We start from the raw sequence: 13,026 nt of genomic DNA, 5'->3' as shown, positions 1-13,026 counted from the left end.
CGTGTCACCCGGCGGGGTGCGCCCCCTCCGCGGCCACCGAACGCGCGACCTCGGCCGCCATCAGCCGCCCCGCCTCGCGCAACCGCCCCTCGTACCGGGCCGGATCCACCGGCGAGGCCACCACCAGCCCCAGAGCGGCCAGCAGCGAACCGTCCGGATGGAACACCGGCACCGCCACCGCCCCGTACGCCGGCTGCATCTCCCGGCGCGCGTACCCCACGCCCCCGCGCCGCACCGCCGCCAGCTCCCGGCCCAGCCGGCCCGGCGCCACCACCGTGTACCGGGTGTGCCGCGCGCCCGCCGCCGACAGACCCGCCGCCACCTCCCGCACCAGCGCCTCCGGCGCGTGCGCCAGCAGCACCCGGCCCACCGCCGTGGCGTGCAGGTCCATCCGCCCGCCCACCCGCACCTGGAACGGCGAGGACTGCGCCGCCGCACCCGGCAGCCGGTCCAGCAGCAGCGCCGAACGGCCGTCCAGCGCCGCCACCAGCGCGGTCTGCCCGGTCCGCTCGTGCAGCTCCCGCAGGGCCGGCTGCGCCAGCTCCCGGATGCGGCGCAGGCACGGCGCCAGCGCCCCCAGCGCCCACAGCCGCCGCCCCAGCCGGTACCCGCCGTCCCGCTGCCGCTCCAGCGCGCCCCAGGCGACCAGCTCACGCACCATCCGCAGCGCCGTCGGCGCCGGCAGCCCGGTCTGCCGCGCGATCTCGGCCAGCCGCAGCGACTCCCGCTCCCCGTCGAACGCCTCCAGCACCGAGAACACCCGCCCGGCCACCGAGCGTCCCCCGGCCTCCCCCGAATTCCCCGCCACCCGCCCCACCCTTCACCGCCACCGCCGCCCACATCCCGTCACCCGCCCCAACACCCGCGCCGGGCACGCGGATTCCGCGGCGCGGGTTCCGCGTACCGCGGCCCTGCGCGAGGCCGCCCGGCGCAACCGGGCCGGTGCAACCGGGCCGGGCGTCCTAGGGCGTGTCTGACAATTCGCGTCGGATCAGGGCGCGGCGTTGGGGTGCGTGCATCGCAAGGCGGAGGAGGGAGCCACTGCGGAGCATTGGCGACCGACGACAACGCGGCGAGGTGCGTGCCCCGGCGTCGCGCACCCGGCGGGAATTGTCAGACACGCCCTAGAGCAGGCAGTCGGCCGTGGTGAGGACGGCCCGCGTCTGGTGGGCGAGTTGCTCCTGGACGGGGACCCAGCGGGCGCCGAAGCGGTGGCGCAGCCGGTCGAGGCTGTCGGTGACGACGGCGCGGGCGCGGTCCCGGGCGGCCTCGGCGGCGGGGTCCCGGGCGTCGGCGAGCAGCCGCAGCAGGACCGACGCGACCCGCAGCGGCACCCGGGCCGCGACCAGGCCGGCGGTGGTCACCCGGGAGGCGGTGAGCGGCTCGGAGCCCCAGCGCTCCAGCCACTCCTCGGCCACCCGCGGGGCGGCCGCCAGGCTGAGCTCGACGGTGCGCAGCAGCGGGCCGAACGCCTCGTGGCCGTAGGCCTCGTACTGGTGCGCGGCGATGCCCGGGAGCAGGGCGGCGAGCTCCTCGGCGCGCGCGGTGAGGTCGCGGGCGGCCGCGGCGAGGTTCTGCGCCCCGGCCGGGTGGGGACGGGCGTCGCCGACCGCGTCGACGGCCCACATCGGGACCTCCAGCACCGCGCTGACCGCGCCGTACCGGGCCGCGTACGACCAGGTGGACAGCTCCGGCTCGTCCGGCAGGGCCCGGGAACCCCCGGTGCCCGGGGCCGGCATCAGATAGGTGCCCGGGTCCGGGCTGGCCCAGCCGATCGCGTCGTAGGAGTCCACGTCGAGCGGGACGCCGGCCCGTTCCGCGGAGCGGGCGAAGCGCCCGGCCAGGCCCCGGACCGGGCGGGTGAGCTGGACGAACGCGCCGCCGAAGTCCACCCCGTGCAGCGAGCACTGGAGGAAGGGGCGCAGCTCGTCGATCAGGCCGGTCAGTGCCAGGCTCTCCGGCATCGGCGGGCGGCCGGAGCCGGGGGCGGGCAGCAGTTCGGGCTGCTCCTCGAAGGAGGGGCGGAAGAAGTGCTCGTAGTGGCGCCGCATGGTGAGCGGGCCGTCCAGCCAGCCGGCGTTGAGCGCGGCACCGTCCGGGTCGAGGCAGAGCAGCAGGTGCCAGGAGACGCCGGGGCAGGCGGGACGGTCCAGCAGCACCTCGGCGAGCCGGACGGTCCCGGCGGTGCCGATCGGCTCGTTGGGGTGCGGGCCGCCGACCACCAGTACCGCGCGCGGCCCGCGGTCCACGGAGAGCAGCATCAGCGGGCGTCCGGCCCGGGAGCGGCCCACCTCGCGCAGCCGGCAGCGGTCCGGGTGCCGCAGGGCGAGCCGGCGCGCGGCGGACTCGGCCTGGGCGGGCGTGGGGTAGCGGGCCGGCCGGTTGTCGAGGGGCCGGAGGGGGCGGATCCGCCGACCGGTGTCGGTCATGGTTCTCCTAGCGCCGGTCGTACGGCCGCCGGGGCGCGGGCGTGCGGGTGCGCCGCCGGGCACGGCGTGCGGGCGGGGGACGGGGGCGGGAACGGGGCGGGGCACCGCGCGGGCCGGGACGGGGGCCGAGCGGAGCCGGGGCGGGGCCTGGCGGGGGCGGACAGGGCCGTGCCGGAGCGGCCCGTGGTGAGGGAGGGTCGCGCCGGCCGGAAAACCGAGAGGGCCGAGCGTACGACTCAACTTCCTTGTCCGGAAGGGGGGCAGATCTCTTTGGCGGAGCCCTGTCAGTACCGCACGGTCCTTCCGGGCGTGTCAACGGCGGACGGCACCGGCCGGCGGGCGCGCACTGCGCGTGCCGGGGCGGGCACCGGCGGGTGCCGGCGGACGGCGGCGGGCACGGGCGGACACCGGCCGTCCGGGAGGCGCCGGAGCACGCGGGGCCCGTGATCCGGGGCAGACGGCCCGTTCCCCGGATTGGGCTACCCTTGAGGGTCACCCCTCCCGTGCCGGCCAGCGGCACCGAATCACGTCGTAAGGGTTCCTAGTACATGACTGTCGAATCGGTCTTCCCACGCCTGGAGGCCCTCCTCCCGCACGTCCAGAAGCCGATCCAGTACGTCGGCGGCGAGCTCAACTCGACCGTCAAGGACTGGGACGCCTGCGACGTCCGTTGGGCACTGATGTACCCCGACGCCTACGAGGTCGGCCTGCCCAACCAGGGCGTCATGATCCTCTACGAGGTGCTGAACGAGCGCGAGGGCGTGCTCGCCGAGCGCACCTACAGCGTCTGGCCGGACCTCGAGGCGCTGATGCGCGAGCACGACGTCCCCCAGTTCACCGTGGACGCCCACCGCCCGGTGAAGGCCTTCGACGTGTTCGGGCTGTCGTTCTCCACCGAGCTCGGCTACACCAACATGCTCACGGCGCTCGACCTGGCCGGCATCCCGCTGGAGGCCGCGGCCCGCACCGACGAGGACCCGATCGTCCTGGCCGGCGGCCACGCGGCCTTCAACCCGGAGCCGATCGCCGACTTCATCGACTGCGCCGTGGTCGGCGACGGCGAGCAGGCCGTCCTCGACATCACGGAGATCATCCGCGCCTGGAAGGCCGAGGGCCGCCCGGGCGGCCGGGACGAGCTGCTGCTGCGCCTGGCCCGCACCGGCGGGGTGTACGTCCCGAAGTTCTACGACGTGGAGTACCTGGCCGACGGCCGGATCGGCCGCGTCGTGCCGAACGCCCCGGGCGTGCCGTGGCGGGTGTCCAAGCACACCGTGATGGACCTCGACGAGTGGCCGTACCCGAAGCAGCCGCTCGTCCCGCTCGCGGAGACGGTGCACGAGCGGATGTCCGTGGAGATCTTCCGCGGCTGCACCCGCGGCTGCCGCTTCTGCCAGGCCGGCATGATCACGCGCCCCGTGCGGGAGCGAAGCATCACCGGCATCGGCGAGATGGTCGAGCGCGGGCTGAAGGCGACCGGCTTCGAGGAGGTCGGCCTGCTGTCGCTGTCCAGCGCCGACCACACCGAGATCGGCGACATCGCCAAGGGCCTGGCGGACCGCTACACCGAGGACAAGATCGGCCTGTCGCTGCCGTCCACCCGCGTCGACGCCTTCAACATCGACCTCGCCAACGAGCTGTCCCGCAACGGGCGCCGCTCGGGCCTCACCTTCGCCCCCGAGGGCGGCAGCGAGCGCATGCGCAAGGTGATCAACAAGATGGTGTCGGAGGAGGACCTGATCCGCACCGTCGCCACCGCGTACGGCAACGGCTGGCGCCAGGTGAAGCTGTACTTCATGTGCGGCCTGCCGACCGAGACCGACGAGGACGTGCTCCAGATCGGCGAGATGGCGAAGAACGTCATCCAGAAGGGCCGCGAGGTCACCGGCCAGAACGACATCCGCTGCACCGTCTCCATCGGCGGGTTCGTGCCCAAGCCGCACACCCCGTTCCAGTGGGCCCCGCAGCTGTCCGCCGAGGACACCGACGCCCGCCTGGCCAAGCTGCGCGACTCGATCCGCGGCGACCGCAAGTACGGCAAGAACATCGGCTACCGCTACCACGACGGCAAGCCGGGCATCGTCGAGGGCCTGCTCTCCCGCGGCGACCGCCGGGTCGGCGCGATCATCCGCGCGGTCTACGAGGACGGCGGCCGCTTCGACGGCTGGCGCGAGTACTTCTCGTACGACCGCTGGATGGCCTGCGCCGACAAGGGCCTGTCCGGCACCGGCGTCGACGTCGACTGGTACACCACCCGCGAGCGCACCTACGAGGAGGTGCTGCCCTGGGACCACCTGGACAGCGGCCTCGACAAGGACTGGCTCTGGGAGGACTGGCAGGACGCCCTCGAGGAGGTCGAGGTCGACGACTGCCGCTGGACCCCGTGCTTCGACTGCGGCGTGTGCCCGCAGATGGACACGCAGATCCAGATCGGCCCCACCGGCAAGAAGATGCTCCCCCTGACGGTGGTCAACAAGTAGCGCGTCCCCTCCCGCGACCCCCGGCCGGAACGTTCCGGCCGGGGGTCGCGGCGTGCGGTGGAGCGGAGGCTGACCAGGGGCGGAGCGAGGGGGAGCGCGGGGCGCGTACCCTTTGAGGTGACAGAGTCCGGACAGTGGCGGGAAGACGCCGCACCGGACGGGGACAACTGACTAAGGACTGAGCGACCCTGGCACGCCGTACGCCCGACGGTCCGCCGCCCGCGCCGACGGTGCAGCGGATTCGTCTCCGCTACACCAAGCGCGGCCGGCTCCGCTTCACCAGCCACCGCGACTTCCAGCGCGCCTTCGAGCGCGCCCTGCGCCGGTCCGCCGTTCCGATGGCCTACTCGGCCGGCTTCACCCCGCACCCGAAGGTCTCCTACGCCAACGCGGCCCCGACCGGGGTGGCGAGCGAGGCGGAGTACCTGGAGATCGGCCTGGCCGCGGTCCGCGACCCCGAGCAGCTGCGGGCGCAGCTGGACGAGTCGCTGCCGGCCGGCCTGGACGTGATCGACGCGGTCGAGGTCCGGACGCCGAACTTCGTGGAGCGCCTGGAGGCCTCCGAGTGGCTGCTCCGACTGGACGGCGTGGAGCCCGACGTGGCCGCCGAGGCGGTCGCGCGCTTCCTCGCCGCCGAGCGGGTCGAGGTCGAGCGCCGCACCAAGAACGGCCTGCGGGTCTTCGACGCGCGGGGCGCGGTGGCGGCGCTGGAAGCCGTCCCGGCCCAGGTCGAGGCCGGTGCGGACGCCGGACCCGGAACCGACCGCGATGTTCGGACCGGCCGACCCTGTGCGATACTGCGCCTGGTAGTACGACACGCCACACCCGCCGTACGACCCGACGACGTATTGTCCGGTCTCCGTGCGACGGCCGACCTGGCGCCGCCGGTCCCCGCAGAGGTGACCAGGCTGGCGCAGGGGCCGCTCGACGAGGAGACCGGCACGGTGACCGACCCGCTGGCGCTCGACCGCGCGGCGGCCCCGGTCGGCTCGGAGCCGGCCGTGGGGCCGCACGCTACCGCGTCCGCCTAGCGGGGGGAGGCCGGGTCCAGTGCCTCACTGGACCCGACGGTCCTCCAGGGTTCCCGCGGCTCCCCAGGGGAGCGAGCGTCGTCGCACGCACAGGCCTGCCACCCGGGGCCTGCCGACCAGGAAGGTCGGCCGGTCCGGGACCCCGTCCGGGAGCCACCCGGGGTTGGGGGACGGCGCAGCTTGGGAAAACCTCAGAAGACTGGTCAGAACCAGAAGACTTTCGACACCCCGCCGAGCGCGGGGCGCCGAGCGAGACTACGAGCCCCTGTGCGGCGTCGCGTCCGCGCGGCGGCACCGTCAAATGGGTCCGGTCCGGGCATCGTCGCGATGCCGGCCGCCCAGCGGTGCCGTGCCGTGCCCGGATGTGGAGCCCGGGGGCCTGACGGGAGATCCACCCGCATGCTCGATAACACCGATCCGCAGCAGACTGCGGCCACGGACCAGAACGAAACCGCCGCGACCGGTGGCGAGGGCGCGTCCGCCGCGCCGCCGCGCCGTCGTCGCCGCGCGGTGTCCCGCCCGGCGGGCACCCCGCAGGGCGCGGCCGCCGAGGCGGCCGAGACGGTGCTGCCGGCCGAGACGCCGACCGCCGCGGCCACCCCGGCTCCGGCCGTGGAGCCGGCGGCCGAGCCCGCCGCCGAGAAGCCGGTCCGGGCCCGCCGGACCCGCAAGCGCGCCGAGGCCCCGGCCGGGGCGCCGGAGGCCACCCCGATCGTGGTGACCGCACCGGAGACGGCGCAGGCCCCGGCGGCCGAGCCCGTCGCCGAGAAGCCCGCGAAGGCCCCCAGGGCCACCAGGGCCACCAAGGCGGGCAAGACCGAGAAGGCCGACAAGGCCGAGGTCGCCGAGGTCGCCGAGCCCGTCGCCGAGAAGCCCGCCCGGGCCCGGCGCACCCGCAAGCGCGCCGAGGCGCCCGCCGGTGCTCCCACGACCGAGGCGCCGGTTGTCGAGACGCCGGTCGTGGAGGCCGCCGCTCCCGAGGCCCCCGCCGCCGCCGAGCCGGTGGCCGAGGAGGCCCCGGCCGCTCCGGCCCGCCGCCCCCGCCGCCGTCGCGTGGTCGAGGCCGCACCGGTCGTCGAGGCCCCGGTGGCGGAGCCCGTCGCCGAGGCGCCGCAGGCCGAGGAGCCCGCCGCCGCGGAGGAGCCCGAGGAGGAGGCCGTCGAGGCCGCCGCCCCCGAGGCCCCCGTCGCCGAGGCCCCCGCCGAGCCGCACCACCGGGTGCGCCGCCGCGCCGTGCGCCCGGCCACCGCGGTGTTCCAGGCGCCCGTGTTCCAGGAGCCGGCCCCCTTCGTCGCGCCGTCCACGCCGTCCGCGCCGGCCACCGCGGCCGCGCCGCAGCAGCCCGTCGCCGCCCCGGTGCAGGCCGAGGCCCCGGCCGTGGCCGAGCGCACGGAGGAGGAGGACGAGTTCGAGTACAGCGGTGTCGGCCGTCGCCGCCGGGTCCGTACCCGGGTCGAGCCGACCCGTCGCAAGCCGGCCGCCCAGGCGAAGGCCCAGGCGAAGGCTCCGGCGCCGGCGAAGGCCCCTGTGAAGGCCCCGGTCGAGGCCGCGCCGGTCGTCGAGGCCCCGGTCGCCGAGGCGCCCGCCGTGGAGGCCCCCGTCGCCGGTCCGGAGACCGAGGGCGAGTGGGAGGACGACGGCCGTCCGTCGCGCCGTCGCCGCCGGGGTGGCCGCCGCCGCCGTCGTGGCGAGGCCGAGGAGTTCGAGGCCGCCGAGGCCGTCGAGACCGAGCAGCCCGCCGCCGAGGAGTCGGCCGAGGCCGTCGCCGAGGACGAGGGCGACGAGGACGACGACCTGGCCGCCGGCCTGTCCTCGTCGCGCCGCCGCCGTCGCCGCCGTCGCCGCAGCGGTGAGGCCGGCGCCGTCGAGGCCGCCGAGACCACCGAGGACGGCGTCCGCACGGTGGTGAAGGTGCGCGAGCCGCGCCGCCGCTCCACCGAGCCGTCGTTCGACCCGGACGAGGTGCAGTCCATCAAGGGCTCGACCCGTCTGGAGGCCAAGAAGCAGCGCCGCCGCGAGGGCCGCGAGCTGGGCCGCCGCCGGGTGCCGATCATCACCGAGGCCGAGTTCCTGGCCCGCCGTGAGTCGGTCGAGCGCGTCATGGTGGTGCGCCAGAGCGGCCAGCGCACGCAGATCGGCGTCCTCGAGGACGGCGTGCTGGTCGAGCACTACGTCAACAAGGAGCAGGCCACCTCGTACGTCGGCAACGTCTACCTGGGCAAGGTCCAGAACGTGCTGCCGTCGATGGAGGCCGCCTTCGTCGACATCGGCAAGGGCCGCAACGCGGTGCTGTACGCCGGTGAGGTCAACTTCGGCGCGTTGGGCGGCCACGGCGGCCCGCGCCGGATCGAGTCGGTGCTGAAGTCCGGCCAGTCCGTGCTGGTGCAGGTCTCCAAGGACCCGATCGGCCACAAGGGCGCCCGCCTGACCAGCCAGATCTCGCTGCCCGGCCGCTACCTGGTGTACGTGCCCGAGGGCTCGATGACGGGCATCTCGCGCAAGCTCCCGGAGAACGAGCGCGCCCGGCTGAAGCAGATCCTCAAGAAGATCGTCCCGGACGACGCGGGCGTCATCGTGCGCACCGCCGCCGAGGGCGCCTCCGAGGAGGAGCTGACCCGCGACGTCCAGCGCCTCCAGCAGCAGTGGGAGGACATCCAGAAGAAGGCCGCGACCGGCAACGCCCCGGCGCTGCTGTACGGCGAGCCGGACATGACCGTCCGGGTCGTCCGCGACATCTTCAACGAGGACTTCAGCAAGGTCATCGTCTCCGGCGACGAGGCGTGGAAGACCATCCACGAGTACGTCTCCAACGTGGCCCCGGACCTCGCCGAGCGGCTCCAGCGCTGGACCTCCGAGGTGGACGTGTTCGCCACCTACCGGATCGACGAGCAGCTGATGAAGGCGCTGGACCGCAAGGTCTGGCTGCCCAGCGGCGGTTCGCTGGTGATCGACCGCACCGAGGCGATGGTCGTCATCGACGTCAACACCGGGAAGTTCGTCGGCCAGGGCGGCAACCTGGAGGAGACGGTCACCCGGAACAACATCGAGGCGGCCGAGGAGATCGTGCGCCAGCTGCGGCTGCGCGACCTCGGCGGCATCATCGTGATCGACTTCATCGACATGGTGCTGGAGTCCAACCGCGACCTGGTGCTGCGCCGCCTGCTGGAGTGCCTGGGCCGGGACCGGACCAAGCACCAGGTGGCCGAGGTCACCTCGCTGGGCCTGGTCCAGATGACCCGCAAGCGGGTCGGCCAGGGCCTGCTGGAGTCCTTCTCCGAGCCGTGCGTGCACTGCAACGGCCGCGGCGTGATCGTCCACATGGAGCAGCCGAGCGCCCACGTCCACGCCCCCGTGGCGGCGGGCGAGGCCGGTGCGGGCGGCGGCAAGCGCCGTCGCCGCGGCAAGGGCGGCGCGGGCCACGAGGAGCCGCAGGCCGTCGAGCCCGTGGTGACCATCCTGTCCGAGTCGGCGGAGGAGCTCGCCGAGCCGGTGCGCGAGGAGATCGAGGGCCAGCTGGCCCTGGAGGTCCCGGGCGTCGAGGCTCCGGCCGAGGTGGCCGCGCCGGTCGTCGAGGCCCCCGTGGCCGAGGCCCCGGCCGCCGCTCCGGCGGGCCGTCCGCGTCGCCGCGCGGTGCGCAAGGCGACCGCTCCGGCGGGTTCCCCGGACACCGCCGAGATCGTGGTGCTCCAGGCCAAGGCCGAGGCGGCGCTGGAGGCGGCCCTGGAGGCCGCCGCCCCGGCGGTCGCGGAAGCCGCCGCCGAGGCCGTCGCCGAGGCGCCGGGTGAGCCGGTCGTGGTCGCGGAGGCCGCGGTCGTCGCCGAGGCCCCCGAGGCCACGGAGGCTCCCGAGGCCGCGGAGGCCGCCGAGGCTCCGGCCGAGGAGGCGCCGGCGCCGAAGAAGCGGGCCGCCCGCAAGACCGCCGCGAAGAAGACCGCCGCCAAGAAGACCACCACGGCGGCCAAGAAGACCACCGCCCGCAAGACCGCCACCAAGCGGACGAGCGCGGCGGCCAAGAAGGCCGCGGCCGCCGACGGTGATACGGCGTCCGAGTAGTGCCCACGCCCGGGGCGGGAGTGATCCCGCCCCGGGTCGTACGGGCCGGTTTGCCCCCCGGGCGGCCGGTCCGTATTCTTGACCATCGGCGTGTCTACGCCATGCTCCCGAGCACATCACCTTCCCGGGTCGCCGCGTTCGCGCGGAGGGCCGGGGAGAGGCTCCTGTGTCCGTACCCAGGTGGCTGGCGTCGGGGGTTCCGACCGAGCAAGGAAAGCAGGTACCGCATGTACGCGATCGTTCGCGCAGGCGGCCGCCAGCACAAGGTCGCCGTGGGCGACGTGCTGGAGATCGACCGTATCGAGGCCAAGCCGGGTGACTCGGTCGAGCTCTCGACCATCCTCGTCGTCGACGGTGACGCTGTCACCTCCGACCCGTGGGTCCTGGCCGGCGTGAAGGCTCACGCCGAGGTGGTCGACCAGACCAAGGGTGACAAGATCGTCATCCTGCGTTACAAGAACAAGACCGGCTACCGCCGTCGCCAGGGTCACCGTCAGCAGCACACCGCGGTGCGCATCACGAGCATCGACTCGGTCAGCAAGTAAGGGGATAGCGAAAAATGGCACACAAGAAGGGCGCAAGCTCTACTCGTAACGGCCGTGACTCGAACGCCCAGCGCCTCGGCGTGAAGCGCTTCGGTGGCCAGGTCGTCTCCGCCGGCGAGATCCTCGTCCGCCAGCGCGGCACCCACTTCCACCCGGGTGCCGGTGTCGGTCGCGGTGGCGACGACACCCTGTTCGCGCTGACCGCCGGTGCGGTGCAGTTCGGCACCCGTCGTGGCCGCAAGGTCGTCAACATCGTGGCCGTCGAGGCCTGAGTCCCCGCGGACTCCCGAGTCTGAGAAGACCCACCGGGTCGGACAAGACTCACAGTGAAGGGTGGGCCGGAATTCTCCGGTCCACCCTTCACGCTTTACGCAGGTAGCAAGCAGACTCTCGCGCACTGGAGGCACACCCATGACCACCTTCGTGGACCGCGTCGAACTTCATGTCGCCGCGGGTAACGGGGGCCACGGCTGCGCCTCCGTGCACCGCGAGAAGTTCAAGCCGCTCGGCGGCCCGGACGGCGGCAACGGTGGTGAGGGCGGCAGCGTCATCCTCACCGTGGACTCGCAGGTCACCACCCTGCTGGAGTACCACCACTCGCCCAAGCGCAAGGCCACCAACGGCAAGCCGGGCGCGGGCGGCAACCGCACCGGCGCGCTCGGTGAGGACCTCGTCCTGCTGGTGCCGGACGGCACCGTGGTGCTGGACCGCGCGGGCAACGTGCTGGCCGACCTGGTCGGGCACGGCACCAGCTTCGTCGCCGCCCAGGGCGGCCGCGGCGGCCTCGGCAACGCCGCGCTGGCCTCGGCCCGCCGCAAGGCGCCCGGCTTCGCGCTGCTCGGCGAGCCCGGTGAGGCCCGTGACATCGTCATGGAGCTCAAGTCCGTCGCCGACGTGGCCCTGGTGGGCTACCCGAGCGCGGGCAAGTCCTCGCTGATCTCGGTGCTCTCCGCCGCCAAGCCGAAGATCGCGGACTACCCGTTCACCACCCTGATCCCCAACCTCGGGGTGGTCACCGCGGGCGACACCGTCTACACCATCGCCGACGTGCCCGGCCTGATCCCGGGCGCCAGCCAGGGCCGCGGCCTGGGCCTGGAGTTCCTGCGCCACGTGGAGCGCTGTTCGGTGCTGGTGCACGTGCTGGACTGCGCCACCCTGGAGCCCGGCCGCGACCCGCTGACCGACCTGGAGACCATCGAGGCCGAGCTCGCCGAGTACGGCGGCCTGGACGACCGCCCGCGCCTGGTCGCGCTCAACAAGGTGGACGTCCCGGACGGCCAGGACATCGCCGACCTGACCCGCGCCTCCCTGGAGGAGCGCGGCTACCGGGTGTTCGAGGTCTCCGCCGCCTCCCGCAAGGGCCTGCGCGAGCTGAGCTTCGCCGTGGCCGGGATCGTCGCCGAGGCGCGCGCCGCCAAGCCGGCCGAGGAGTCCACCCGGATCGTGCTGCGGCCCAAGGCCGTCGACGACGCCGGCTTCACCATCACCGAGGAGGACGGCGCGTACCACATCCGCGGCGTCAAGCCGGAGCGCTGGGTCCGCCAGACCGACTTCAGCAACGACGAGGCCGTCGGCTACCTCGCCGACCGGCTGGCCCGCCTCGGGATCGAGCAGGAGCTGTGGAAGATCGGGGCGCACGAGGGCGACACCGTCGTCATCGGCCCCGAGGAGAACGCCGTCGTCTTCGACTGGGAGCCGACCATGGCCGCCGGTGCCGAGATGCTCGGCCGCCGCGGTGAGGACCACCGCTTCGAGAACCCGCGCCCGGCGGTCGACCGCCGCCGCGAGAAGCAGAAGGGCCGGGACGCGGCCGAGTCCGAGTTCCTCGCCTTCGAGGCGCTCTCCAGCGGCCGCCAGGCCGCCATCGAGGGCGACGACGACGAGGACAACTGAGCCTTGGAGCCGTGAGGCCTGTCTCCAGGGCCCCTGTCGGACGGCCCCCGTCACCTGTCGAAGGTGGCGGGGGCCGTCCGCGTGTTCAGCGGTGACCGGGCGTCACTTGGCCCAGGAGGCCTGGAGCTTCAGCGGGTCGGCCAGGTCGGTGTAGCCGACCGCGGCCGGGGTGTTCCCGGGGATGGAGATGATGGTGCAGCCCTTGGCCTCGGCGCCCTTGGTCACGCCCTGGAACTTCGCCCCGGTGCACTTGGGCAGCGGGGTGGCGGCGGTCATGACGTTGAGCCCCTTCTTGCCGGCGGTGTCGAAGACGACGAACTTCGAGTCCGGGGCGGTGAAGGAGAGGCTGGCGTCCCCGACGTTCTTGATGGTGTAGCTCACGTACACCGGGGTGCGGCCTTCCAGGCCGACGATGCTGATCTTGGCGGCCGTGAAGTCCTGCACCGAGCCGACCTCGACGCCGGTGACGGTGATCTCCAGCTTGGTGGCGACCTTGGAGGTCTTGTCGGCGAAGTCCACGGTGGCGCTCTGGCCGACCTTCACGCTGCTGGCGGCCGCCGGGACGGCTCCGCCGGCGGCCCCGCCGCCCGCCGCACCG

The 13,026-nt window shown here is 74.3% G+C and carries 8 protein-coding genes and 1 pseudogene; 6 read left to right on the top strand and 3 right to left on the bottom strand.

Annotated features, from left to right (window positions below; genetic code table 11):
- Nucleotides 1-4: 4 nt before the first annotated feature.
- Together ACFVVA_RS38605 and ACFVVA_RS38600 are read right to left on the bottom strand one after the other, a co-directional pair.
- Nucleotides 5-808: an IclR family transcriptional regulator gene (locus ACFVVA_RS38605; RefSeq protein WP_387695375.1), complete on the bottom strand. Its 804-nt coding sequence runs from the start codon at nucleotides 806-808 to the stop codon at nucleotides 5-7.
- 316 nt (nucleotides 809-1,124) lie between these two features.
- Nucleotides 1,125-2,429: a M14 family zinc carboxypeptidase gene (locus tag ACFVVA_RS38600; protein ID WP_387695374.1), complete on the bottom strand. Its 1,305-nt coding sequence runs from the start codon at nucleotides 2,427-2,429 to the stop codon at nucleotides 1,125-1,127.
- Nucleotides 2,430-2,977: 548 nt separating this feature from the next.
- On the opposite strand from ACFVVA_RS38600, the gene ACFVVA_RS38595 reads away from it, so the two are divergent.
- From ACFVVA_RS38595 to obgE, 6 genes are all read left to right on the top strand, one after another.
- A complete protein-coding gene (locus ACFVVA_RS38595) occupies nucleotides 2,978-4,906 on the top strand; it encodes a TIGR03960 family B12-binding radical SAM protein (protein ID WP_359908081.1) in 1,929 nt (642 codons plus the stop codon).
- Nucleotides 4,907-5,136: 230 nt separating this feature from the next.
- On the top strand, nucleotides 5,137-5,937 hold the full coding sequence (locus ACFVVA_RS38590) for a TIGR03936 family radical SAM-associated protein (protein WP_387695373.1): 801 nt from the start codon (nucleotides 5,137-5,139) through the stop codon (nucleotides 5,935-5,937).
- Between the two features lie 399 nt (nucleotides 5,938-6,336).
- Nucleotides 6,337-9,990 carry a ribonuclease E/G gene (locus tag ACFVVA_RS38585; RefSeq protein ID WP_387695371.1) on the top strand — a complete coding sequence of 1,218 codons (3,654 nt, stop codon included), beginning with the start codon at nucleotides 6,337-6,339 and terminating at the stop codon, nucleotides 9,988-9,990.
- 227 nt (nucleotides 9,991-10,217) lie between these two features.
- On the top strand, nucleotides 10,218-10,535 hold the full coding sequence (rplU, locus tag ACFVVA_RS38580; RefSeq protein WP_045696828.1) for a 50S ribosomal protein L21: 318 nt from the start codon (nucleotides 10,218-10,220) through the stop codon (nucleotides 10,533-10,535).
- Nucleotides 10,536-10,549: 14 nt separating this feature from the next.
- Nucleotides 10,550-10,807, top strand: a complete 258-nt coding sequence (rpmA, locus tag ACFVVA_RS38575) for a 50S ribosomal protein L27 (RefSeq protein WP_030309712.1) — start codon at nucleotides 10,550-10,552, stop codon at nucleotides 10,805-10,807.
- A gap of 139 nt (nucleotides 10,808-10,946) precedes the next feature.
- Nucleotides 10,947-12,428, top strand: coding sequence for a GTPase ObgE (gene obgE / locus ACFVVA_RS38570; RefSeq protein ID WP_387695370.1), 1,482 nt, complete (start codon nucleotides 10,947-10,949; stop codon nucleotides 12,426-12,428).
- A 102-nt stretch (nucleotides 12,429-12,530) separates the two neighbouring features.
- On the opposite strand, the pseudogene ACFVVA_RS38565 reads toward obgE, so the two are convergent.
- Nucleotides 12,531-13,026, bottom strand: a pseudogene (locus ACFVVA_RS38565) (hypothetical protein); the annotation flags it as partial.

The organism is Kitasatospora sp. NPDC058048, assembly GCF_042885555.1.
GTDB lineage: Bacteria > Actinomycetota > Actinomycetes > Streptomycetales > Streptomycetaceae > Kitasatospora > Kitasatospora lactacystinica.
The sequence above is the reverse complement of the archived record's forward strand: the minus strand, read 5'-3'. Positions and strand labels throughout refer to the sequence as shown.